The following is a 23,166-nucleotide window of genomic DNA, read 5'->3' on the forward strand; positions in this document are numbered from 1 at the left end:
ATCAGGGCGCTCGCGCCCCGGGCCAGGCGGTCGGCATCGAAGCGACACAGCGGGTCGCCGGCACGCAGCCGGTCGCCCACCGCCACCAGCAGCTCGATGCCCTCCCCGCCCAGGTTGACGGTATCCAGGCCCAGGTGGAGCAGCAGCTCCGGGCCGGCATTGCTTCTGAGGGTCACGGCGTGGCCGGTGCGGGCGCACTGCACCACTTCGCCGTCACAGGGGGCATACAGGCACTCGCCCAGGGGGTCCAGGGCGATGCCCTCGCCCAGGGTGCCCTCGGCGAAGACCGGGTCGGGTACCTCGGCGAGGGGGATCACCACCCCATCGATGGGGGCCTGCAGGGTCAGGCGTGTAGCAGTCGTCATGGGAAACTCCCGAGTTGTTGTTATCGCCGGATGGCGGCGTGACTCAGAGGGTGCGGGTCACCTTGTTGAGGTGGCGGGGGTGGTCCGGGTCGCTGCCCCGGGCCGCCGCCAGGCCGGCCACCATCACGTAGAAGCTCTGGATCGCCGCGAGCGGCTGCAGCGCCTCGTGGCCGGCGTCCACCAGCGGCAAGTGGCGCCGGGCCACGCCGTCGTCGGCGGCCAGCAGCACCCGGGCGCCGACGCCCTCTAGCCACTCGGCCAGCTCCAGCAGCCCGGCCTGCTCCGGCCCAGGTGGGGCGAACACCAGCACCGGGTAGTCCGGGCCGATCAGCGCCATGGGGCCGTGGCGCACTTCGGCGCCGCTGAAGGGCTCGGCCTGGATGGCACAGGTCTCCTTGAACTTGAGCGCCGCCTCCTGGGCCACCGCCAGGCCGGCGCCCCGGCCGATCACCATCATCCTGTCGGCGCCGGCCAGCGCCTCGATGGCCGGCGACCAGTCGCGCTCGGCGGCCTGGGCGAGCCGGGCCGGCAGGGCGTCCAGGGCGGCGAGCAGGTCGTGATCCTCGTTCCAGTGACCCAGTAACTGGGCCATCGCGGAGAGGGTGGCCAGGTAACTCTTGGTGGCGGCGACGCTGCGCTCCTCGCCGGCGTAGAGCGGCACCTCCCGGTCGCTGGCCGCGCCGAGCGGCGACTGCGGGGTGTTGACCAGCGCCAGGCTGCGGGCACCGGCCGCGGCCAGGGCGCGCTGGGTGGCCACCAGGTCCGGGCTCTGGCCCGACTGGGAGACCGCCACCGCCAGCTGACCGGTGAGCCGCCAGGGGGCCTCGGCCAGGGTGGTCAGCGACGGCGGCAGCGAAGCCACCGGGATGCCGCGGTGCTTCATGCAGAGGTAGGCAAAGTAGCTGGCGGCGTGGTCGGAACTGCCGCGAGCCACGGTCACCGCCGCCGCCGGCGGCGCCAGGCGCAGTTGCTCGCCGAGCTCGGCAAGCATGACGGCGTTGCGCTGCAGCTGGCCGCGGATGCGCTCCGGGGCATTGCGGGCTTCCTCGAGCATCAGGGACATGGGGGCTCTCCTTCGATGGCACGGCCCTCGACGAAGACCGCTTGCAGGTTGAGTCGGGGATCGAGGACCACCAGGTCGGCGGGGGCGCCCTCGGCCAGGCGTCCCCGCTCGGGGAGTCCGAGGAAGTCGGCCGGAAAGCGCGACAGGCGGTCGGAGGCCTCGGCCAGGCTCAGCCCCAGGCCGACCAGGTTGCGTAGCGCCTGGTCCATGGTCAGGGTGCTGCCGGCCAGGGTGCCGTCGGACAGGCGCACGCCGCCCAGGCACTTGGTCACGGTCTGCTCGCCCAGCCGGTAGTCGCCGTCCGGCATGCCGGCGGCGGCGGTGGAGTCGGTGACCGCATAGAGACGGGGAATGCAGCGCAGCGCGGCGCGAATGGCGCCGGGATGCACGTGCAGCAGGTCAGGGATCAGCTCGGCGTAGTCGGCGTGGGCCAGGGCCGCCCCCACCATGCCCGGCTTGCGGTGGTGCAGCCCGGTCATGGCATTGAACAGGTGGGTGAAGCCGCAGGCGCCGTGCTCCAGCGCCGCCACCCCCTCCTCGTAGCTGCCCAGGGTGTGACCGAGTTGCACCCGGATCCCCCGGGCAGTCAGGTGGCGAATCAGCGCGAAGTGGCCGGAGAGCTCCGGAGCCAGGGTCACCAGGCGGATCGGCGCCAGCGCGCAGAGGTCGTCCACCTCCTCGATCATCCCGTTGCGGGCGTGGGCCGGCTGGGCGCCGAGCTTGCCGGGGTTGATGTAGGGCCCCTCCAGATGCACGCCCAGCACCCCCGCGGCCCGGGGATCGGGGTCGGCCATATAGGCGGCGATCTCGCCCAGCACCCGGCGGATCTCGGCGTCCGGCGCGGTCATGGTGGTGGCCAGCAGGCTGGTGGTACCGAAGCGCGCATGGGTGCGGGCCAGGGTCGCCAGGGCCGCGCCGCCCTCCATGGCGTCGGCGCCGCCGCCGCCGTGCACGTGCAGGTCGATGAAGCCGGGCAGGATCCGCGGATGGTCGTTGGTCGCCGGGTCCACCGGCTCGCCGCCGAGGCGAGTGATGCGCCCCGCCTGCCAGTGGAGTTCGCCCAGGCGCCAGCCTTCGGGGGTCAGGACATTGCCATGGAGCATGGTCGTTCCTCCTCAGCGGGTCAGCTCGACCATGAAGTCGTAGTAGTCGGTGCGGCAGTAGGTGACGGTGAGCTCCGCCGGGGTGCCATCGCCCAGATAGCCCAGCCGGGTCACCTTGAGCAGCGCCTGGCCCTCGGGCACCTCGGCGAGGCCGGCGAGCTCGGCATCGGCGTTGATCGCGGTGACGTGCTGCAGGGCCCGGGCCACCGGCTTGCCCGCCGCCTCCAGCACCGCATAGAGGGAAGTCTCCACCGCCATCGGGTCGGGCAGGACGGCGGTCGGCAGGCAGCTCTCTTCCACCGCCATGACCACGTCGTCGGCCAGGCGCAGCCGCCTGAGCCGCGCCACCCTGGCATCGGCGCCCAGCCCCAGGCGCATGCCCTCCTCGGCACTGGGCGACGAGAGGCGGCGGGAGAGCCAGTGGGAGCGCGGGGTGAAGCCGCGCTGGGTCAGCATCTCGGTGAAGCTCACCAGCCGGGTCAGGGACTGGTTGAGCCGCGGCGTGATGAAGGTCCCGGAGCCGTGGCTGCGGCGGATCAAGCCCAGCTCCGCCAGGCGGTCCAGTGCCTTGCGAGCGGTGATCCGCGAGACCGCCAGCGACTCGGCCAGGTTGCGTTCCGAGGGCAACGCCTCGCCGGCCTCCCAGGCGCCGGCCTCGATGGCGCGCTCCAACTGGCTGGCCAACTGCTGGTAGAGCGGCGTCGCCCCCTGGGGGTCGAGCCGCAACTGCTGAAAACGAACATCCATGGATCTCTCCTGGCCTTACCAATATAAGACCACTATAGACCCACATGAATACCAATTAAATACCACATGGCTACGACCATGGTCGCAGGCCACCGGGTCGTTGCCGGTCGATCGACCGGCCGCATGCCATGGCCACGGGATGACGCCCGGTATCGGCACCAGGGACCGGGGCCCGGACATCCTGGCCAGGACCGCGCAACCGGCTGATTCGTCGTGGGGCCGGCGGCAGTGTTTGGCGCCGCGGGTGCGAATCCGTATAGTGGCTCCCTTACTCCCGCCACCCGATCGTGATCCATGCTGCAGAACAACTCGGTGCTTGCTCAGCTCAAGCAACAGATCCGTGACAACACGCCCCGTGTCGAGGGCGTGATCAAGGCCACCGACAGGGGCTTCGGCTTCCTCGAGACCGACGACGGCGAATCCTGGTTCGTGCCGCCGCCCGCCATGAAGCTGGTGCTGCACGGCGATCGCGTCGAGGCCGTCGTCCACGAGGAGGGCGACAAGAAGTCCGTGGAGCCGACCGCCCTGCTGGAGATCGGGTTGCAACGCTTCATCGCCCGGGTCCAAAAGCGCGAGGGACGCCTCGCCGTGGTGCCCGACCACCCCTCGATCAAGAACGTGCTCAAGGCGCGCATCAAGCGCAGCCTCGACGAGGAGAGCGTCGGCGACGGTGACTGGGTGGTGGCTCGCCTGGTGCGCCATCCGCTCAAGCCCGACGACCGTGCCTTCTTCACCCAGATCGACGAGCTGGTGGCCAAGGCCGACGACCCGGCCGTGCCGTGGCGCGTGACCCTGGCCCGCCACGCCCTGGAGCAGGAGTGCCCGGACGCCGGCGACGACTGGCCGCTGCGCGACGAGGGCCTCGCGCGCGAGGACCTGACCGCCGAGCCCTTCTTCACCATCGACGGCGAGAAGACCCGCGACATGGACGATGCCCTGCGCATCGAGACCGGCGAGAACGGCGGCTGGCGCCTGACGGTGGCCATCGCCGACCCCACCGCCTACGTCGAGGAGGGCCATGCGGCGGACCTGGAGGCGCGCACCCGCGCCTTCACCGTCTACCTGCCGGGCCAGAACGTCACCATGCTCCCCGAGCAGCTGGCCGACGACCTCTGCTCGCTGTGGGAGGGCCAGGAGCGCCCGGTGCTGGCCTGTACCCTGGAGATCGGGGCCGACGGCAGCCTCGGCGACTACCGCTTCTTCGCCGCCACCGCCCGTTCGCAGGCCAAGCTGGCCTATGACCGGGTCTCCGACTGGCTCGAGGGCCAGGGCGACTGGGCGCCAGCAGACGAGATCGGCGAGCAGCTCAAGGCCCTCGCGGCCATGACCGAGGCGCGCAGCGCCTGGCGCGCCGAGCACGCCCTGGTGTTCAAGGACCGCCCCGACTACGTCTTCGACCTCGACGAGGCCGGCAACGTGCTGGACATCCGTACCGAGGAGCGGCGCATCGCCAACCGCATGATCGAGGAGTCGATGATCGCCGCCAACGCCTGCTGCGCGCACCTGCTGGCCGAGCATGTGGGTCACGGCATCTTCAACGTGCATCGCGCCTTCGAGCCCGAGAAGGCCGAAGCGGCCCACGAGTTCCTCGCCGCCCAGCAGATCCAGGTGGAGCCCGAGGCGCTCACCGAGCTGCCCCGCTACCGGGAGCTCAAGCGCAAGCTCGAGGGGCGCGAGGATGCCTGGCTCGACGCCCGCCTGCGTCGCTTCCAGGGCTTCACCAGCATGTCCGCCCTCCCCGGCCCCCACTTCGGCCTGGGCCTGGCCGCCTACGCGACCTGGACCTCGCCGATCCGCAAGTACGGCGACATGGTCAATCATCGGCTGATCAAGCGCGTGCTCAAGGGCGAGCAGGCGCCGGCCGAGGCCAGCCTCGAGCTCACCGAGCAGCTCACCGAGCGCCGCCGGCTCAATCGCATGGCCGAGCGCGACGTCAAGGACTGGCTCTATGTGCGCTACCTGACCCCCGCCGCCGAGGCCCAGGAGACCTTCGACGCCGAGATCATCGCCATCAACCGCGGCGGCATGCGCGTGCGGCTGACCGCCAACGGCGCCACCGCCTTCGTCCCGGCCCCGCTGATGCACAGCGACCGCGACAAGGTGGTGATCGACGACAAGGAGGGCCGCATCCAGATCGAGGGCGAGGAGCGCTTCAAGCTCGGCGACCACCTCCGCGTGGCGCTGACCGAGGCCCGCGAGGAGACCCGCTCGCTGGTCGGCCGCCCCGCGGTCTGAGGCGTCTCGACCGCATGGCGAAAATGCGCCCCGGCCACCCGAGTGGCCGGGGCGTTTTCGTTGGTCGCGACCACCTCGCCATGGCGCCCCCTTTATGCCACTCTAATGATACGAAAGCATCAGCCCGCGACTAGTCCCGCGGTATGACAATGATAACCCCGACGCTGCATCGGGATTCCTGGGGAACCGTCACCATGGCCGCACGCTGGGGGCTGAGAGGCAAGTCGGCCGCGACCTTGCTATTGGCCTGCCTACTGTCACTGATCCCCGCCGCCCTGATCGGCTGGCAGGCGATCGACGACATTCGCCGTCATTTCGCCAACGCCTACGCCGAAAACTACACCCTGTTGCACATGCAGAAGATCCTGGCGCCGGTATCGCGGGAACTCGCCCTGTCACGACGCCTCGCCGACTCCGTCGTGACGCGCCAGTGGCTCGAGGACGAAGCGGACCCCGACAAGCGGGCTCGTTTCTTCGAGGAGGCCGAAGGCTTTCGCCACGCCTTCGCCGACCGCTCCTACTTCGTCATCACCGACGCCGGCGGCGATTACTATTTCAGCGACGCCGACCAGCCCGACCAGCGCCAGCCCCGCTATCGGCTCGACGCCGAGGACCCGGACGATGCCTGGTACTTCGGCACCATCGCCAGCGACGAGCCCTACAACCTCAACGTCAATATCGACCGCAAGCTCGGCGTCACCAAGGTCTGGTTCAACATCGTGGTGCGCAACGGCCAGGGCCCGCTCGGCCTCGCCGGTACCGGGCTCGACCTCAGCGACTTTCTCGATGCCTTCGTCCGCGATGAAGCCCCGGGGCTGACCCCGATGATCGTCGACCGCCAGGGGGCCCTGCAGGCCCACCCCTCCCAGGAGCACATCGCCTTCAGCTCCGGGGCCGGCGACGGCGTCATCGACGAGGGGCAGACCATCCACGCCCTGCTCGGCGAGGCCGAGCAGCGGCAGCGCCTCACCGACGCCATGCAGGCCTCGCGACGGTCTCCCGAGCGTGTCGAGACGCTATGGGCGACCCTCGAGGGCCGTGAGCGCCTGCTCTCGGTCGGCTATATTCCCGAGGTCGACTGGCACCTGATCACCGCCCTCGACCTCGGCGTCGCCCCGATCCTCGAACGGCGCTGGCTGTGGTCGCTGTTCATCGCCTTGACCCTGGTTTTGGGCATCCTCCTGGTGGCCTTCGCCTACGCCATCGATCGGCTGATCCTCGCCCCGCTGAATCGCCTCAAGCTCTCGGCCCAGGCCATCGCCGACGGGCACTACGACTCGCGGCTTCCGACGTCCCGCAACGACGAGATCGGCGAACTGTCCCAGGCCTTTTCCCGCATGGCGGACCAGGTCGAGCGCCATACCCAGGAGCTCGAGGGCAAGGTGCGCGAACGCACCCGGGCCCTGGAGCAGGCGAATGCCGAGATGGCGGCGGCGCACCAGCAGATCGGCGACTCGCTGCAATACGCCAGCATCATCCAGCGGGCCATCCTCCCCGACCGCCAGCTCGAGCTCCACCTCGAGCATGCCCACGGCGTGCTGTGGAAGCCCCGGGATACGGTCGGCGGCGATTTCTACGTCTTCCGGGCCACCGACCGCGGCTACCTGATGGGGGTCGTCGACTGTGCCGGCCATGGCGTGCCGGGCTCGCTGATGACCATGCTGGCCCGTGCCATCATCGACCACGCCATCCTGCAGGTCGGCCCCGAGGACCCCGCCGCCCTCCTGATCGAAACCGACCGCCAGAGCCGTGACACGCTGCGCCCCGACCAGTTGCCCGCCTCGATCGCCACCAACATGGATATCGGCCTGGTCTGGGTGGACCTGCGGGAACAGCGGCTGACCTTCTCCGGCGCCAAGATCGGCCTCTATGCCACGGATGGCGCCACCCTGGAACGACTGCCGGGCCACAGACAGGCCCTGGGGCACCGGCGCCCCGTCACCTATCAGAACCAGAGCGCACCGCTGCACCTGGGCTGGACCTACTCGCTGTGTACCGACGGCTTCCTCGACCAGGCGGGAGGCGATGACGGCTTCGGGTTCGGCACCCGCCGTTTCGAGGCGATGCTCAAGGCCCAGGCCCGGCGCCCCATCGACGAGCAGATGGCCGCCTTCGAGACCGAGCTGCGCGCCTACCAGGGCAGCCTGCCGCAGCGCGATGACATCACCCTGCTGGGATTCCGTTTCACCCGGGACACCGACGTCAGACAGCGCAACCGGGAGCACGACAGCCACCGGGAACCACCCACCGATTCCCCCGCCGGGACGGGACGACCGCAATAGGAGGTGTCATGGACCTGTTAGGCATGCGCGAAAGCTACCTGCGACAGCGCATCATGCTGTGTTTCAACGGCCCCATATCGCGCAGCCTGATCGAGGAGATCGGCAATGCCCTGCGCAACTACCTGCACTCCCAGGACGCGGCCCCCTCCGCCGCCATGGACGTCTTCGCCGCCTATATCGAGATGACCCAGAACATCCGCCACTATGCGCTGCGCCAGGGTTACGACGAGGAAGGCGCCTCGGCCACGGTCGCGGTCGCCAGAAACGAGCGGGGACACTATGTCGTCTCGGCCGGCAACCTCGTCGAGCGGGAGGATGGCGAGCGCGTGATCGCGACCATCGAGACGCTGCGCGGCCTCGACAAGCAGGCGTTGAAGCAGGCCTACAAGCAGCAGCTCCGCCAGCCGCGTGACGCGGCGTCACGCACCGGCGCCGGCCTGGGACTGCTCGATATCGCACGCAAGTCGAGCGAGCCCATGGAGGCGTCACTCGAGCCGTTGCCCGACGGGCGCGGATTCCTTAGCCTTACAGCCATCATCTGATCCTGCCGAGTAAGCCCATGACCACCGACCTGAACATTCCCGGCAGCCAATCCACGCCGACCATTCTCGGCGACTGGCAGTCGGGCCGTCTCGCCATGCAGGGCGACTCCTACCCCGAGAACTCCTACGAACTCTTCGATCAGGTGATCGGCTGGGTCGAGCGTTTCCTCGACCGCGAGTCGCGGCCGCTCCGGCTGGATCTGGCACTCGTCTATCTCAACACCAGCTCGGTCAAGGCCATGATGGATATCTTCGACCACCTCGAGGAGGCGCACCTCGCCGGCCGCGAGATCGGCGTAACCTGGCGCTACGACCCGCGAAACGAACGCATCGCCGAGCTGGCCGAGGAGTTCCGCGAGGACTGCACCTTTCCGTTCGCGATCACCCCGGCACGGAGCGAGGCATGACCCGGGAGGACGCGGCGCTGCTGTCCCGGGTCGAGTCGCTGCTCGCCGACCCGGCCCATGCCCGGCACCCACTGCACCAGGCACTCGAAGCGCTTTACCACCACCACCTCGAGGAGAAGGCGCGCCTCGAGCGCCTGGTCAGCATCTCCGACGGTTACCAGCGTCTCGCCGTCGAGAACCAGCAATCCGCCCGGCAAGGTTATGACAAGATCCGCAGACGCCAGGAAAAACTGTCGCGCATCTCGGACGGTTACCAGCAGCTCATGCGCGAGCACAATCTCGCCCTGGCGCGCGACTCGACCCACGACTCGCTGACCGGCCTGCCCAACCGGCGCATGGTCAATGAGCACCTGAAACAGGAAGCGCAGCGTGCCACGCGACACGCTGCCCCCTATACCCTGGCCATTCTCGATATCGATCACTTCAAGCGCATCAACGACCGTCATGGCCATGAAATCGGCGATCGGGTCCTGGTGGCCATCGCGCGGGTCATGCAGGGAGAACTGCGGGAGTATGACCTCTGCGCCCGCTGGGGAGGCGAAGAATTTCTGCTGCTGCTGGCCGAGACCCGGCTAGAGGAGGCCCGGACCATCCTGACTCGCCTCCTCCGACGCCTGGCCGCCGTCTCGATCGAGGTCGGCGATACCACGCTATCGATCACCGCCAGTGCCGGACTGAGCGAGCACCGAGCGGGCGAGGATCCGCTCGACGACACGCTCCAGCGGGCCGACCAGGCACTGCTGCAGGCCAAGCAGAGCGGTCGCAACCGCTGCTGCATCACCCCCACCCGGGGATGACGAGGGCCGCCGTGGCCCCCTCGCCCTACCGCCCGAAGCGCCGCGCCTTCTCCGCCGTCCAGTCGATGGCCGGCCCCCGAGAGTCCATGGCCACCCGCATGGCCGAGCGCGGCATCAAGGACTGGCCTTGGCATGCGACTGGAAGAAACGCAGCATCTCCTTGGCCGCATCGGGTCCCTTGGGATCCGTGTAGGAGCCGCGTGCATCGCCACCCGACCAGGCATGGCCGGCACCGTGGATCACCCACTGCTCGAGACACGACCGCCCATCCGCATCCTGATGGCTGGTTTGCGTATAGGCGTAGCCATTGGGGACCTGCCCCCGCTCCACCGTCTTCCCGGCACTGTCCTGACGACCGTTTGCCGACTCGCCAGCCGCACGCGAGGCGGCGTACTGAGCGGCAACGCGATCCGCATTGCTGGGATGCACCGTGGTGTCGCGATCACCGTGGAAGACGATGGCGGGCACCCGCGACACCGATGCAGACACTCGTGCCGATGAGGCGTTGGCCATGGGGCCTGTGCCACCCTGCATCGCCCCCAATGCATCGGGGAGACTCCGGGCCACGCCGTGAGGCAGACCGGAGTGCACGCCCACCGCCGCATAGAGGTCCGGATAGGTCATCGCCAGTGTCGTTGCCATGGCGCCACCGGCCGATAGTCCTGCGACATAGACCCGGCTCGCATCGAGCCCGTACGTATCGATCACCTGGCGGGTCATGCCGGCAAGGATCGCCGGCTCACCTCCCTCGCGCTGCTGGTCTTCGGCCTTGAACCAGTTCCAGCACTTGGACCTGTTGGCGGTCACCGGCTGGGCCGGATAGAGCACGCAAAACCGTTGCTCTTCGGCCAGCCGGTTCATGTTGGTCCCGGCAGCGAAGTCATCGGGGTTCTGCGTGCAGCCATGCAGCATGACCACCAGCGGTAGTGCCTGACCGTGATAGCCGCTGGGTAGATACAGCTTGTAATCGCGCGAGCCGGCCTGGTTGGTAAAGCAACCCGCGGTGAACGCGCCGGGCTGTGCTGCCTCGTTGGTGCCCCGTACCTGCTCGGGCTGGGCCATGGATTCACGCCACTGTCGCCACTTGTCGCGCCAGGCAGAAAGCAGTCCGATATCACCGCTCGGTATTGTCCCAGAGGCCGCCTGTCGGGTATGGCCAAACGCCGAGGATGGCGCCCCTCCCGCTGACGATGCACCTGTCCGTTGCGAACCCGACTCGGCAGACGTTGGCCTTGACGCCGACACCTCCTCGTCAACGACCTGCCAGCTCCCCTCGAAGGTGTTCCCCTCGAAGGTGTTACGCGCAGAGTCGGAGGTACCCGGCCTTTCCTCGCCTCTCGTCCCGCTCTTCCCGCCAGGCAACGCGCCCTGGAGGATGGCCATGGCCTCATGCAGCTTCCCGGCGCGGGTGAGCCGCGTCGCTTCTTCCATTCGCCGCGCGTCGATCATCGTCAATGTCCCTGTTCAGTGATTCAGTGGATTCGATCCGCCAGGGCCGCCTTGACCGCCTTGCTGGCATGCAGGGCGCCCAGGACGACCACCGACTCGATGGTGGCGCGGGCCAGCTCCGGTGATACGTCGTCGGCAATGCTGGCCATGCCCAGGACCTGAATCTGTAACGTCTCTCCCGCCGACTGCAGCGCTTCCAGCTCCGTGCGGCTGTAATGCTCGAGCCCCAGCACGAAGGCCTTGCGAGTCACGGTCTCCTTGACCACCTCGGCATGGGTCGACAGCTGGTTACGGATGGCCGTGCGGATCAGATCGGTGCGATTGGAATAGAACCCTTCCTGGACCAGCAGGTCGATCTGCCCCAGGTCGACCACCCCCAGGTTGATGGTGATCTTCTCGCTGGAGTCGCCGGTCTTGCGGCGCAGTTCATGCACGCTCATGTGTTATGCCTCGTTGCCCTGAAAATAGAATCTTCGGCAAACTCCAACCATCCCGAAGGGATCCATATACCATCCATATACCATCCATATACCATCCATATACCATCCATATACCATCCATATACCATCCATATGGATGGTATAGTAGGCCTGTCGGGTGAATAGTCAACGAGCACGCAAAAAAATGACCCGCCTGATAGCGGGCCATCGACCACGGTGCGGCAGCAGGGATGGATCAGAAGCCGCGCTGACGTTTCTCCTCCGCCCAGTCGATTACCGGGCCGCGCAGGCCATGCCAACCGGCATAGGGGGAAGGTACCGGCGGCCGCCAGCCCTCGAGCAACCGCGCATCGAGGCGGAACACCTCGACGCCGATGGGGTGACAGGTGGCCAGCGGATCCTGCGCCTTCGGCCCCCACAGGTCCACCGAGAGGTCGCCACCGGGACAGCAGGACAGCGCACACAGCAGGTCGATCTCGGCGAACAACTCGAGGTAGTCGCCCTCCCGCGCCGGGCATGCCTTCATGAAGTACTGGTCGTCGTCGTTGAGTCCGGTGCACTGGAAGACGTTGAGCACGTCGTGGACGTCGAACTCGGTGAGGCCATGCGGCAAGACCGCCCGCACCAGGTTGGAGTGGCAATGGTGGTCGAAGTCCTCGCCGGTCAGCAGGCGATTGACGTAGGGGTCGCAGCGGGTCCCCAGCAGGTCGTGGACCCGCCCACCCTCCTCATCGACACCGCTCCCATCGATGCCATAACCGGCCAGGGTATCGTCGATGATCGTCGCCATGGGGCGCAGGTAGGGCAGCGTCGACCACAGGCGATCGAAGGTCGAGACATGGGCCCGCTGCAACTGGCGGGTGCGCGAGGCCCAGAAGCGCTCGCGGGGATTGTGCAGGTGCCAGAGGTTGACGTCGCCCACCTGGGGCCCCTCCAGGGTCGAGAGGCGCAGCACGTGCCCGGCCGGGACCTTCCAGGCCCGCCCGTCACGGATCGGCACCACCAGCGACTCGACGCGGGTGCGGGCGGCGGGGTCGGTGAGCCCGGCATAGAAATCGCGGTCGATATCCAGCACCGAGCCACGTGTCGCCTGATAGGCGGCGGGTACCTTGGCCATGGGGCCTCCTGGGGGAGTCAATGTTCGATGGCAGCCGTGCCTGAGCATAGCGGATCCACCCGGCGCCGGACGACCCCACGATCAACGCCCAGTCGGTCTCACTCCCCCTGCAGGGCGCGCGCCAGCATGTCGGTGATCGGCTTGGCCAGATAACTGGCGAAGGTGCGTTCCCCGGTCCGGATCATGACCTCGGCCGGCATGCCGGCGAGCAGCCGCCGCCCCTCGGGCACCGTCGGCCCTCCCGATTCGTCGACCCTGATACGCGCCTGGTAGTAGCTCGTGCCGTTCGTCTCGTCCTCGAAGCTGTCGGCCGAGACGTGGACCACCTCGCCCTCGACGCTGTCGCTGCGTTGCTGGTCGAAGGCCGTGAAGCGGATCTCCGCCTGCTGGCCCGGGTAGACGCTGTTGATGTCATGGTCCGCGATGCGGGCCTCGACCATGAAGCCCTCGCCGCTGGGAACGATCTCCATCACCGTGTCTCCCGGGCCGATCACCGCACCGCGGGTCCGGGTCTGCAGCCCGACCACGGTGCCCGCCACCGGCGCCGTCACCGTGGTGCGTCGGACCTGGTCGCCGAGGGCCGTGATGCGCTCCTCGGCATCGGCGATGCCGGCCTGGGCCTGGCGCAGCCGCTCGCCGATCTCCTGATGGAACTCCTGGACCCGCGTCTGTTTCTGCAGCTCGCTCTCGCTGATCTGCGCCTGGACCTGCGCCATCCTGGACCGCTGTTCGGCGATCTCGCCGCGGGCCTCCAGCACCTCCCGCTCCAGCTCGCGTACCCGCTGGTTGTCGCCCTGCCCTTGTTCGTACAGCGAGCGGTGATCCTCGACCTCCTTGTTCAACGAGGCGACCCGTTGACGATTGATCTCCACCAGGGCCCCGAGGCCATCGCGCTGCTCGTGCAGCTGCCGCACCTGCTGGTCGATGGCATCGAGCGCCCCCTGCAATGCCTGGCGGCGGGCGATGAACAGTCCCCGCTGAACGGCGATGACGTCGGCGACCCGAGGCGAGTCGCTGTCACGCAGTTCGTCGGGAAACGCCAGTCGCTCGCGACCGGACAACTCGGCCAGCAGCCGGGCCTCGCTGGCGCGCTCGACCAGGTACTGTGACTGGGCGATCTTCAGTCGGGAGAGCGCCTGGGTATCGTCGAGCACCAGCAGGACATCGCCGGTCTCGACATGGTCGCCGTCCTCGACACGGATATCGCCGACGATGCCGCCCTCGTAGTGCTGGATCGTCTTCTTGAAGGAGACCACCGACACCTTGCCCGGGGCCACCACCGCCACCGCCAGGCTGGCCGCCAATGCCCAGCCACCGAAGCCACCGAAACAGAGCAGCACCAGGGCGATCCCGAGCCGACGGCATGCCCGGTCATCCACCGGCGGACGCATCGCGGCCTCGCCGTCGGTGAGTCGCAGCCGATCGACCATCAGGCCTGCACCTCCGAGTGTGCACGCCCAGCTACCGGCCGCGCCAGCCGGGCCAGCACGCGGTCTCGCGCCCCGAACAGGCCGATGCGGCCCTCCCTGAGCACCAGCAACTTGTCGACCCGCTTGAGCACGCCGGTTCGGTGGCTGATGACCAGCACGGTCACCCCCTCCTCCCGCAGGCGGGTCAGCGTCTCGCCCAGGGCTCGCTCGCCGCCGTCATCCAGGTTCGAGTTGGGCTCGTCGAGCACCACGACCACGGGATCGCCATAGAGGGCCCGTGCCAGGCCGATGCGCTGGCGCTGCCCGCCGGAGAGCGCCTGGCCGCCGGCGGCGAGCCGGGTGTCATAGCCCTCGGGCAGCCGCAGGATCATGTCATGGACCCCGGCCCGCCTGGCCGCCTCGACCACCCGGTCGGCGTCGACGCTGCCGAAGCGGGCGATGTTGTCACTGATGGTGCCGTCGAACAACTCGATGTCCTGGGGCAGGTAGCCCAGGAAGGGGCCCAGGTCGTCACGGTTCCAGCGCGCGATGTCCGCGCCATCGAGTCGCACCGTTCCCACCTGGGCCGGCCAGACGCCCAGCAGCACCCGGGCCAGGGTCGACTTGCCCGAGGCACTGGGCCCGATGATGCCCACCTGCTCGCCCCGCTCGATCCTGAGGTCGATCCCCCGCAGCACCGGCAACGAGGCCCCCGGCGGCCCGGCCGACACCCCCTCGATGGCGATGGCGCCGCGTGGCGCCGGCAGCGACATCCGCCGCGGCTCGGCCGGGGCGTCGGTGAACAGGCGATCGAGGCGCCGGTAGGCGTCGCGCGCCCCGACGAAGCCCTTCCAGCTGCCGATCATCTGGTCGATCGGCGCCAGGGCGCGCCCCAGGAGCAGGGAACCGGCGATCATCATGCCCGGCGTCATGCGGCCCTCCAGCACCAGCAGCGCGCCCAGTCCCAGCACCAGCGACTGGCTGAGCAGGCGCAGGGTCCTGGTCAGGTTGGCGAGCACCCCGGCACGATCGCTCGCCCGGGACTGCTTGAGCAGATAGCCGAGATGCCTGGCCGACCAGCGCTGCATGATCCCCGGCAACATGCCCATGGCATGCAGCACCTCGGCATTGCGCAGGTTGCTGTCGGCCAGTTCACGCGCCTTGACCTGCTCGTTCTCGGCCTCGGCCAGCAGCCTTCCGGTGGCCTTCTCATTGGCGATCGCCAGACCCAGCAGCGCGACACCGGCGACGCTGGCAAAGACCCCGAACCAGACATGGAACAGGAACATCACGGCCAGGTAGACCGGCACCCAGGCGGCATCGAAGAAGGCGAAAAGCCCGCCTCCGGCGAGAAACTGACGCAGCGTGGCGAGATCATCGAGTGGCCGGGCCGTCTGCTGCCCCGCGGCAAGAATATTGCGTCGAAATATGGCGCGATAGAGGCTGTGCCCGAGTCGGGCATCGAGACGGTTGCCGAGACGGACCATGATACGAGAACGCACCATCTCCAGCCCGCCCAGCACCGCGAACAGCAACAGCACGACCAGCGTCAGCATGAGCAGGGTCTCAGCGCTGCGCGTGGGAATGACCCGGTCATAGACCTGGAGCATGTAGAGGGCCGGGCTCAGCATCAGCAGGTTGATGAATAGGCTGAACCCGGCCACCGAGATAAGCGTGGCACGACACCCCTTCAGTGCCTTCGGCAAATCGGATGGTTCGCTGCTTGACGCCATGGCACACCCTTGAAATCGTAGGCGGAAGGACGCGATCACAACGAGCCAGACCCCGTCATGCCCGCCTCACGAGGCGCCAGAGTACCAGCCGAGACGATACATAATGATTACTTTTATGGAACTTTTGTAATCGCCATGTTGAGCATTTTTCCATGAGCCATCATGGCCCGTCCTAGCGACGTTATAAAACGACAGGAGAATCAAAGCCGTGTGAATGAATAGCGCCCTCGCCCGACATTTCGGGTCGGTAACATGGCCCATTGCCACCGTCGAAAGCGATCCAATCCCCCGCTGTACGCCGCGCTTTTCGACCTTTAGCATCTCCCTTTCGCCCTGACCGACACCCGGACATCGCCGCGTCTTCGGTGACGATGTCCCGCTGTCGTGACCGTTGATTTTCCGGAGAGACTGCATGAGCGAGCAGAACGATGTTATCCGTGTTGGCACCGACACTACCGCCAGGGAACTCGAGGAATTGATCGACGGCGCCCCTCCCGGCGCCACCCTCGAACTCGCGGCCGGGCGGTACCTGCTGGATGATGCCATCACCATTACGCGCTCCGATGTCACCCTGACCGGCGCGGGCTCCGGCCAGACCACCCTCACCTTCAGCGACACGGCACTGGCACGCAACGACGACTACGGTCTCCGGGTGGATGGCAGCGAGAGAGAACCCATCGGCCAGCTATCACTGGACCACCGCGAAGGTACGCACCAGGTGACCCTCGACCGAGATCACGATCTGGCCCCCGGCGACAGCATTCGGGTCTGGCAGAACAACGACGACGCCCTCTTCGACGAGATCGGCGATACCTCCTGGCGCCAGGTGCAGCATGCCGAGTTGCGCACCAGCATGGCCCGGGTGGAAGCCGTCGACGGCAACGACATCACCCTCGACCGCGGTCTGCACTTCGATTTCGAGGGCGGCAAGACACGGGTCGAGCGCCTCGACACGGCCGATGGCGTCACTCTGAGCGGCTTCAGCATCGACTTCGAGCTGGGCACGCCCGACAACGCCGCCTTCGAGAATACCCGGGAGGAGCTGACGGGCTACCAGGCCGTCGCCCTCGACGGTACGGTCGATGCCGGGTTGGCCGATATCCAGGTCCTCGACGGCCCCTCCAAGGCCTTCCATTTCGCCAGGTCGCTCGATATCGAGGCCACCGACCTGCAGGCGCACGGCGCCTTCAACAAGGGCAGTGGCGGCAACGGCTATGCCTATGAGTTGCGGGAGAGCTACGACGGCACCTTCAGCGGGCTCGAGGACAGCGGCATGCGCCATGGCCTGCTGTTCGACTCCTGGCGGTCGTCGGTGGGCAACGATATCGAAGTTGCCTTCACCGACCGCGACATCAACTTCCATGGTGGCCTGGACCATGACAACAGCGTGCGGGTCGAGCAGTCCATCCGTGACCCCGATGCCGACCTGATGTCGCCCTCGCTGTGGGTCAATGCCGGCGGCGAGAGTTTCGGTGCCATCACCGATGCCGAGGCCAATGACGTGGCCTTCGACTATGTCATCGGCTCGCGTCGCGACGACGACCTCCAGGGCTCGGACGACGGCGTCTTCCTCGATGGCGGCCTGGGCCACGACACCCTGGTCGGCGGCGACGGCAACGATCTCCTGCAGGGCGGGCCCGGCGACGACTGGCATGACGGCGAGGACCGGCTCGAGGGCGGCAAGGGCACCGACACCGCCCGCTATACCCAGGGCTACGACCAGTACGACATCGCCTTCGCCGACGACCACGTCGTCATCGAGGGCAAGGGCAGCGTCGATACCCTGGTCGACATGCAGTACGCGGTCTTCGGCGATGGCACCACCCTGCATCTCGCCTCGGGCAACGCCTTCGAGGGTGAGCCGCTCGCGACGCCCTCGCCCGAGGAGATCCTCGACGGCAACGGCGTGCTGCCGGGACTGATCGACGAGACCACCGAGCTGGTCGTCACCGGCAACACCACCAGCACCTGGTCGACGGGCCATGTCGCCGAGATCTTCATCGAGAACGCCTCGGACAGCGACATCATCGACCCCGAGGTGCGCTTCGACCTGACCGCCGATATCGACACCCTGTGGAACGGCGAGCTCACCCGGAACGACCTTGGCTACCGCGTCACCGACGACGCCCCGCGGGTTCTCGAGCCCGGCGAGGCCTGGCGCTTCGCCTACAAGGCCGACGGTGACGACTCGTCGCTGCCCGACGACATGACGGCCGTGGCCGGCGGCAGTGATCTCCAGGTGCAGTTGCTGGGCCTCGGCGACGCCTCGGCCGATGACATGGTCGGCTGAGGCGCCGGCGGCCGGACACACGCCACCGGCAGACGAACGAAAGGGGCACCCGAGGGTGCCCCTTTCGTACTGCCCGGCTGTCGAAAGCGCGGCTTACCAGCCGGTGACTTCCTTCAGCGCATCGCCGATCTCGGCCAGCGAACGCACGGTCTTCACACCGGCGTCCTCGAGGGCGGCGAACTTCTCGTCGGCGGTGCCCTTGCCGCCGGAGATGATCGCCCCGGCGTGGCCCATGCGCTTGCCCGGAGGGGCGGTGACGCCGGCGATGTAGGAGACCACCGGCTTGGAGACGTTGGCCTTGATGTAGGCCGCCGCCTCTTCCTCGGCGGTGCCGCCGATCTCGCCGATCATCACGATCGCCTCGGTGGCCGGATCCTTCTCGAACATCTCGAGGATGTCGATGAAGTTGGAGCCCGGAATCGGATCGCCGCCGATGCCCACGCAGGTGGACTGGCCGAAGCCGTGGTCGGTGGTCTGCTTGACCGCTTCATAGGTCAGGGTGCCGGAACGCGAGACGATGCCGACCCGGCCCGGCTGGTGGATGTGCCCCGGCATGATGCCGATCTTGCACTCGCCCGGGGTGATCACGCCGGGGCAGTTCGGGCCGATCAAGCGCACGCCCAGCTCGTCGCACTTCACCTTGGCGTCGAGCATGTCCAGCGTCGGGATGCCCTCGGTGATGCAGACGATCAGCTTGATCCCGGCGTTGGCGGCCTCGAGGATGGAGTCCTTGCAGAACGGGGCCGGCACGTAGATCACGCTGGCCTCGGCTCCGGTCTCCTTCACGGCTTCCTTGACGGTGTTGAACACCGGCAGGCCCAGGTGCATCTGGCCGCCCTTGCCCGGGGTCACGCCGCCGACCATCTGGGTGCCGTAGGCGATCGCCTGCTCGGAGTGGAAGGTCCCCTGGCCACCGGTGAAGCCCTGGCAGATGACCTTGGTGTTCTTGTCGATCAGGATACTCATTACTTGCCCTCCGCTGCCTTGACGACCTGCTGAGCCGCATCGGTCAGGCTGGTAGCAGCGATGATGTTCAGACCGCTGGAGGCCAGCTTCTCGGCACCCAGCTCGGCGTTGTTACCTTCCAGGCGCACCACGACCGGCACGTTGACGCCGACCTGCTCGACGGCACCGATGATGCCCTCGGCGATCATGTCGCAGCGCACGATGCCGCCGAAGATGTTGACCAGCACGGCCTTGACGTTGTCGTCGGAGAGGATGAGCTTGAACGCCTCGGCCACCCGTTCCTTGGTCGCACCGCCGCCGACATCGAGGAAGTTGGCCGGCTTGCCGCCGTTGAGGTTGACGATGTCCATGGTGCCCATGGCCAGACCGGCACCGTTGACCATGCAGCCGATGTTGCCGTCGAGGGCCACGTAGTTCAGCTCCCAGGCGGCCGCCTCGGCTTCACGCTCGTCTTCCTGGGACGGATCACGCATCGCCTGCAGGTCCGGATGACGATAGAGGGCGTTGCTGTCCAGGTTGATCTTGGCGTCGAGGCAGTGGAGGTTGCCTTCGTCGGTGATCACCAGCGGGTTGATCTCGAGCAGCGCCAGGTCCTTGTCATGGAACAGCTTGGAGAGGCCCAGGAAGATCTTGGTGAACTGCTTCACCTGGTCGCCGGAGAGGCCCAGGGCGAAGGCCAGCTCACGCGCCTGGTAGGGCTGGGCGCCGACCAGCGGGTCGATCTCGGCCTTGAGGATCTTCTCGGGGGTCTCCTCGGCGACCTTCTCGATCTCGACGCCGCCCTCGGTGGAGGCCATGAAGACCACGCGACGAGTGGTGCGATCGACCACGGCGCCCAGGTAGAGCTCGGAGGCGATGTCGGTGCAGTTCTCGACCAGGATCTTGGCGACCGGCTGACCGTTCTCGTCGGTCTGGTAGGTCACCAGGTTCTTGCCCAGCCACTGCTCGGCGAAGGCCTTGGCCTCCTCCGGGCTCTTGATCAGCTTGACGCCACCGGCCTTGCCGCGGCCTCCGGCATGGACCTGGGCCTTGACGACCCACATGTCGCCACCGATCTTCTTGCAGGCGTCGGCGGCTTCTTCGGGGGTGTCGACGGCGAAGCCCTTGGACACCGGCAGACCATAGTCGGCAAACAGCTGTTTGCCCTGATACTCGTGAAGGTTCATCGATTCATGCCATTGGTTGCATGTGACTCGAACGGTAACCTCGCCTGCACTCGCGTGGCGCGGCGCTCAGGCTACCACCGACCCCTTCCGGTACATGGCCGGAAGGGACGCGCTGCCCGCAGGCAGCGCTTCTTGTCCTACTTGCGCTTCTTGCGATTCGCCATGTGGATGGCGTGACCGTCCACCGCCAGGGCCGCCTCGTGGATCGCCTCCGAGGTGCTCGGGTGGGCGTAGCAGGTCAGCGCCAGGTCCTCGGCACTGGAGCCGAACTCCATGGCGATCACGCCCTGGGCGATCAACTCACCGGCGTGCTGGCTGACGATATGCATGCCCAGGATGCGATCGGTCTCGGCATCGGCGATGATCTTGGCCATGCCCTCGGGTGCATTGTTGGCGAGTGCCCGGCCGTTGGCCGAGAACGGGAAGGAACCGGTCTTGACCTCGATGCCCTTGGCCTTGGCTTCCTGCTCGTTCATGCCGACCCAGGCCACTTCCGGCGAGGTGTAGATCACGCTGGGAATAGCATCATAGTTCATCTCGGCCTTGTGGCCGGCGATGATGTCGGCGACCATCACGCCCTCTTCGGAGGCCTTGTGGGCCAGCATCGGGCCGCGCACGCAGTCGCCGATGGCGTAGACGCTCGGCACATTGGTGCGGCACTGGTCGTCGACGAAGATGAAGCCGCGCTCGTCGAGCTTGACCCCCACGCCCTCGCCCACCACGCCCTGGGTATAGGGGCGACGGCCGACGCAGACGATCAGCTTGTCGACGGTCAGCTCCTGCTCACCCTTGGCGTCGGTGTACTTGACGACGACTTCCTTGCCCTTGACCTCGGAGCCGGTGACACGGGCGCCGAGCTGGATGTCCAGGCCCTGCTTCTTGAGCAGCTTCTGGGTCTCCTTGGCGATGGCGGTATCGACCATCGGCAGGAAGGAGTCCATGGCCTCGAGCACGGTCACCTTGCTGCCCAGGCGGCTCCAGACGCTGCCCAGCTCCAGGCCGATGACACCGGCGCCGATCACGCCCAGGCGCTCGGGCACTTCCTCGAACTCCAGCGCACCGGAGGAGTCGACGATCAAGCCCTCGGTCAGCGGGGTCGGCGGAATCTCCACCGGTACCGAGCCGGCGGCGATGACGATGTTGTCGGCCTCATAGGTGGCCGTCTTGCCATCGTGGCCGGTCACCTCCACCTGAGTGCTGGAGACCACCTTGCCGGTGCCGTCCAGCGCCGTGACACCGTTGGCCTTGAACAGGGCGCTGATGCCGCCGACGTTCTTGGCGATGACGGAGTTCTTGAACTCCAGCATCTTGGCCACGTTGGCCTTGGGTGCTTCCAGATCGATGCCGATCTCGGCGAAGTGGTCGCGCGCTTCGACGAACTTGTGGGAGGTCTCGAGCAAGGCCTTGGAGGGAATGCAGCCCACGTTCAGGCAGGTGCCGCCGTGGACGGTCTTGCCTGCCTTGTTGACCCACTTCTCGACACAGGCGGTCTTCAGCCCCAGCTGGGCGGCACGGATGGCGGCCACGTAGCCCCCGGGGCCCGCACCGATGACGATCACATCAAATTTATCGGCCATGTGGTTCTTCCTGTTGATCGGTTCGCGTTTGAGTCCGTTGAATCGGGCGGCGCCTAGACGTCCAGCAGCAGGCGTGCGGGATCCTCGAGCAGTTCCTTGAGGGTCACCAGGAACTGCACCGCGTCCTTGCCGTCGATCATGCGGTGATCGTAGGACAGCGCCAGGTACATCATCGGGCGGATCTCGACCTTGCCGTTCACCGCCATGGGGCGCTCCTGGATCTTGTGCATGCCCAGGATGGCGGTCTGCGGCGGGTTGAGGATCGGCGTGGACATCAGCGAGCCGAAGATGCCGCCGTTGGTGATGGTGAAGGTGCCGCCCTGCATCTCGTCGATGCCGAGCTTGCCGTCACGGGCGCGCTTGCCGAAGTCGACGATGCCCTTCTCGACATCGGCGATCTTCATGCTGTCGGTATCACGCAGCACCGGCACCACCAGGCCGCGGTCGGTGGACACCGCCACGCCGATGTCCTGATAGCCGTGATAGACGATATCGGTGCCGTCGATGGAGGCGTTGACGTCGGGGAAGCGCTTGAGGGCTTCGCTTGCCGCCTTGACGAAGAAGCCCATGAAGCCGAGCTTGGTGTCGTGGGCCTTGAGGAAGGTGTCCTTGTACTGGGCCCGCAGATCCATCACCGCGCCCATGTCCACCTCGTTGTAGGTGGTGAGCATGGCGGCGGTCTGCTGGGCCTGGACCAGACGCTTGGCGATGGTCTGGCGCAGGCGACTCATCGGCACGCGCTTCTCGGGACGCTCGCCCTCGACGGCCGGCGCAGCGGCGGCCTGCTTCGGCGCGCTGGCCGGCTTGGCGGCCTTCTTCGCGGAGCCCTCCTTCACGGCCTTCTGGACGTCCTCCTTGAGGATCCGGCCACCCTTGCCGGTGCCCTCGATCCGGCTCACGTCGAGGTCGTGCTCGGCGACCAGCTTGCGGGCGGCCGGGGCGAGGATCTTGTCGCCGACCTTCTCGTCGCCGGCACCGTCGTCGGCGGAAGCCGCCGGGGGTTCGTCGGCCGCCGTGGCGGCGCCCCCCGCGCCCTCGGTGAAGAGCGCCAGCAGCGCCTCGGACTCGACCTGGCTGCCCTCTTCCGCCTTGATCTCGGCGAGCGAGCCATCGGCCGGCGCCACCACCTCGAGCACCACCTTGTCGGTCTCGATATCGGCCAGCACCTCGTCTCGCTTGACCGCCTCGCCGACCTGCTTGTGCCAGGTGGCCACGGTGCCCTCCTGGATCGACTCGGGGAAGGTCGGCGCCTTCACCTCGTGCTGCTTGCCGCCGCCGGCGGGCTTGACGTCGCTCTTCTGCTCGGCCTTGGCATTGACCTTCTGCTCGACCGCTTGCTCGCCGCCCTTGGCCGCGCCTTTGCCGATGCGCCCCAGTACCTGCTCGGACGCCACGGTGTCGCCCTCCTCGGCCAGCACCTCGGAGAGGGTGCCGGCTTCCGGCGCCACCACCTCGAGCACCACCTTGTCGGTCTCGAT

19 protein-coding genes are annotated in these 23,166 nt (G+C 67.5%); 6 read left to right on the forward strand and 13 right to left on the reverse strand.

Going from position 1 to position 23,166, the window contains the following annotated elements; all coding sequences use genetic code 11:
- The 4 genes from C1H66_RS17870 to C1H66_RS17885 all read right to left on the reverse strand — a co-directional run.
- A partial coding sequence (locus tag C1H66_RS17870; RefSeq protein ID WP_146010744.1) for a PTS sugar transporter subunit IIA occupies positions 1 to 365 on the reverse strand: 365 nt, incomplete at its 3' end.
- A 43-nt stretch (positions 366 to 408) separates the two neighbouring features.
- Entirely contained in the window at positions 409 to 1,428 is a 1,020-nt protein-coding gene (locus tag C1H66_RS17875; protein ID WP_102629234.1) for an SIS domain-containing protein, read from the reverse strand.
- Entirely contained in the window at positions 1,419 to 2,531 is a 1,113-nt protein-coding gene (gene nagA / locus C1H66_RS17880) for an N-acetylglucosamine-6-phosphate deacetylase (protein ID WP_102629235.1), read from the reverse strand. Before nagA ends, C1H66_RS17875 begins: the two co-directional genes overlap by 10 nt.
- 12 nt (positions 2,532 to 2,543) lie before the next feature.
- The gene (locus tag C1H66_RS17885; protein WP_102629236.1) at positions 2,544 to 3,278 is read right to left on the reverse strand and encodes a GntR family transcriptional regulator; all 735 of its coding nucleotides are present in this window, start codon (positions 3,276 to 3,278) and stop codon (positions 2,544 to 2,546) included.
- Between the two features lie 294 nt (positions 3,279 to 3,572).
- Here C1H66_RS17885 and C1H66_RS17890 point away from each other — a divergent pair, with 294 nt between their 5' ends.
- The 5 genes from C1H66_RS17890 (at position 3,573) to siaD (ending at position 9,541) form a co-directional block, all read left to right on the forward strand.
- Positions 3,573 to 5,513 (forward strand): exoribonuclease II, encoded by a 1,941-nt coding sequence (locus C1H66_RS17890; protein ID WP_102629237.1) that lies wholly within the window; start codon positions 3,573 to 3,575, stop codon positions 5,511 to 5,513.
- Positions 5,514 to 5,707: 194 nt separating this feature from the next.
- On the forward strand, positions 5,708 to 7,795 hold the full coding sequence (siaA, locus tag C1H66_RS17895) for a biofilm regulation protein phosphatase SiaA (protein WP_102629238.1): 2,088 nt from the start codon (positions 5,708 to 5,710) through the stop codon (positions 7,793 to 7,795).
- Positions 7,796 to 7,803: 8 nt separating this feature from the next.
- The gene (siaB, locus tag C1H66_RS17900) at positions 7,804 to 8,337 is read left to right on the forward strand and encodes a biofilm regulation protein kinase SiaB (protein ID WP_102629239.1); all 534 of its coding nucleotides are present in this window, start codon (positions 7,804 to 7,806) and stop codon (positions 8,335 to 8,337) included.
- 17 nt (positions 8,338 to 8,354) lie between these two features.
- Positions 8,355 to 8,744 carry a biofilm regulation phosphoprotein SiaC gene (siaC, locus tag C1H66_RS17905; protein WP_102629240.1) on the forward strand — a complete coding sequence of 130 codons (390 nt, stop codon included), beginning with the start codon at positions 8,355 to 8,357 and terminating at the stop codon, positions 8,742 to 8,744.
- Entirely contained in the window at positions 8,741 to 9,541 is an 801-nt protein-coding gene (gene siaD, locus C1H66_RS17910; RefSeq protein WP_102629241.1) for a biofilm regulation diguanylate cyclase SiaD, read from the forward strand. Before siaC ends, siaD begins: the two co-directional genes overlap by 4 nt.
- 114 nt (positions 9,542 to 9,655) lie before the next feature.
- Here siaD and C1H66_RS17915 read toward each other — a convergent pair whose 3' ends face one another.
- The 5 genes from C1H66_RS17915 to C1H66_RS17935 form a co-directional block, all read right to left on the reverse strand.
- Positions 9,656 to 10,603 carry an extracellular catalytic domain type 1 short-chain-length polyhydroxyalkanoate depolymerase gene (locus tag C1H66_RS17915; RefSeq protein ID WP_240618385.1) on the reverse strand — a complete coding sequence of 316 codons (948 nt, stop codon included), beginning with the start codon at positions 10,601 to 10,603 and terminating at the stop codon, positions 9,656 to 9,658.
- A 410-nt stretch (positions 10,604 to 11,013) separates the two neighbouring features.
- Positions 11,014 to 11,430 carry a CopG family transcriptional regulator gene (locus C1H66_RS17920; RefSeq protein WP_102629243.1) on the reverse strand — a complete coding sequence of 139 codons (417 nt, stop codon included), beginning with the start codon at positions 11,428 to 11,430 and terminating at the stop codon, positions 11,014 to 11,016.
- A gap of 235 nt (positions 11,431 to 11,665) precedes the next feature.
- Positions 11,666 to 12,547, reverse strand: a complete 882-nt coding sequence (locus tag C1H66_RS17925; RefSeq protein WP_102629244.1) for an urea carboxylase-associated family protein — start codon at positions 12,545 to 12,547, stop codon at positions 11,666 to 11,668.
- 98 nt (positions 12,548 to 12,645) lie between these two features.
- Entirely contained in the window at positions 12,646 to 13,977 is a 1,332-nt protein-coding gene (locus C1H66_RS17930) for an HlyD family type I secretion periplasmic adaptor subunit (protein WP_102629245.1), read from the reverse strand.
- Entirely contained in the window at positions 13,977 to 15,689 is a 1,713-nt protein-coding gene (locus C1H66_RS17935) for a type I secretion system permease/ATPase (protein WP_102629246.1), read from the reverse strand. Before C1H66_RS17935 ends, C1H66_RS17930 begins: the two co-directional genes overlap by 1 nt.
- Positions 15,690 to 16,101: 412 nt before the next feature.
- Here C1H66_RS17935 and C1H66_RS17940 point away from each other — a divergent pair, with 412 nt between their 5' ends.
- Positions 16,102 to 17,979: a cellulose binding domain-containing protein gene (locus tag C1H66_RS17940; RefSeq protein WP_102629247.1), complete on the forward strand. Its 1,878-nt coding sequence runs from the start codon at positions 16,102 to 16,104 to the stop codon at positions 17,977 to 17,979.
- A gap of 93 nt (positions 17,980 to 18,072) precedes the next feature.
- On the opposite strand, the gene sucD is transcribed toward C1H66_RS17940, so the two are convergent.
- From sucD to odhB, 4 genes are all read right to left on the reverse strand, one after another.
- Complete coding sequence (gene sucD, locus C1H66_RS17945; RefSeq protein WP_102629248.1) at positions 18,073 to 18,945, reverse strand: succinate--CoA ligase subunit alpha; 873 nt, start codon at positions 18,943 to 18,945, stop codon at positions 18,073 to 18,075.
- Entirely contained in the window at positions 18,945 to 20,111 is a 1,167-nt protein-coding gene (gene sucC, locus C1H66_RS17950; RefSeq protein ID WP_102629249.1) for an ADP-forming succinate--CoA ligase subunit beta, read from the reverse strand. Before sucC ends, sucD begins: the two co-directional genes overlap by 1 nt.
- A gap of 137 nt (positions 20,112 to 20,248) precedes the next feature.
- Positions 20,249 to 21,688, reverse strand: a complete 1,440-nt coding sequence (gene lpdA, locus C1H66_RS17955; RefSeq protein ID WP_102629250.1) for a dihydrolipoyl dehydrogenase — start codon at positions 21,686 to 21,688, stop codon at positions 20,249 to 20,251.
- A 53-nt stretch (positions 21,689 to 21,741) separates the two neighbouring features.
- Positions 21,742 to 23,166 (reverse strand): 2-oxoglutarate dehydrogenase complex dihydrolipoyllysine-residue succinyltransferase (gene odhB, locus C1H66_RS17960; protein WP_102629251.1); only part of this gene is annotated, 1,425 nt, incomplete at its 5' end.

The organism is Halomonas heilongjiangensis, assembly GCF_002879645.1.
GTDB lineage: Bacteria > Pseudomonadota > Gammaproteobacteria > Pseudomonadales > Halomonadaceae > Halomonas > Halomonas heilongjiangensis.

Coding starts and splice junctions, on each gene's coding strand:
- C1H66_RS17875 (WP_102629234.1), bottom strand. CDS start 1,428: ATGTCCCTGATGCTCGAGGAAGCCCGCAATGCCCCGGAGCGCATCCGC.
- nagA (WP_102629235.1), bottom strand. CDS start 2,531: ATGCTCCATGGCAATGTCCTGACCCCCGAAGGCTGGCGCCTGGGCGAA.
- C1H66_RS17885 (WP_102629236.1), bottom strand. CDS start 3,278: ATGGATGTTCGTTTTCAGCAGTTGCGGCTCGACCCCCAGGGGGCGACG.
- C1H66_RS17890 (WP_102629237.1), top strand. CDS start 3,573: ATGCTGCAGAACAACTCGGTGCTTGCTCAGCTCAAGCAACAGATCCGT.
- siaA (WP_102629238.1), top strand. CDS start 5,708: ATGGCCGCACGCTGGGGGCTGAGAGGCAAGTCGGCCGCGACCTTGCTA.
- siaB (WP_102629239.1), top strand. CDS start 7,804: ATGGACCTGTTAGGCATGCGCGAAAGCTACCTGCGACAGCGCATCATG.
- siaC (WP_102629240.1), top strand. CDS start 8,355: ATGACCACCGACCTGAACATTCCCGGCAGCCAATCCACGCCGACCATT.
- siaD (WP_102629241.1), top strand. CDS start 8,741: ATGACCCGGGAGGACGCGGCGCTGCTGTCCCGGGTCGAGTCGCTGCTC.
- C1H66_RS17915 (WP_240618385.1), bottom strand. CDS start 10,603: ATGGCCCAGCCCGAGCAGGTACGGGGCACCAACGAGGCAGCACAGCCC.
- C1H66_RS17920 (WP_102629243.1), bottom strand. CDS start 11,430: ATGAGCGTGCATGAACTGCGCCGCAAGACCGGCGACTCCAGCGAGAAG.
- C1H66_RS17925 (WP_102629244.1), bottom strand. CDS start 12,547: ATGGCCAAGGTACCCGCCGCCTATCAGGCGACACGTGGCTCGGTGCTG.
- C1H66_RS17930 (WP_102629245.1), bottom strand. CDS start 13,977: ATGGTCGATCGGCTGCGACTCACCGACGGCGAGGCCGCGATGCGTCCG.
- C1H66_RS17935 (WP_102629246.1), bottom strand. CDS start 15,689: ATGGCGTCAAGCAGCGAACCATCCGATTTGCCGAAGGCACTGAAGGGG.
- C1H66_RS17940 (WP_102629247.1), top strand. CDS start 16,102: ATGAGCGAGCAGAACGATGTTATCCGTGTTGGCACCGACACTACCGCC.
- sucD (WP_102629248.1), bottom strand. CDS start 18,945: ATGAGTATCCTGATCGACAAGAACACCAAGGTCATCTGCCAGGGCTTC.
- sucC (WP_102629249.1), bottom strand. CDS start 20,111: ATGAACCTTCACGAGTATCAGGGCAAACAGCTGTTTGCCGACTATGGT.
- lpdA (WP_102629250.1), bottom strand. CDS start 21,688: ATGGCCGATAAATTTGATGTGATCGTCATCGGTGCGGGCCCCGGGGGC.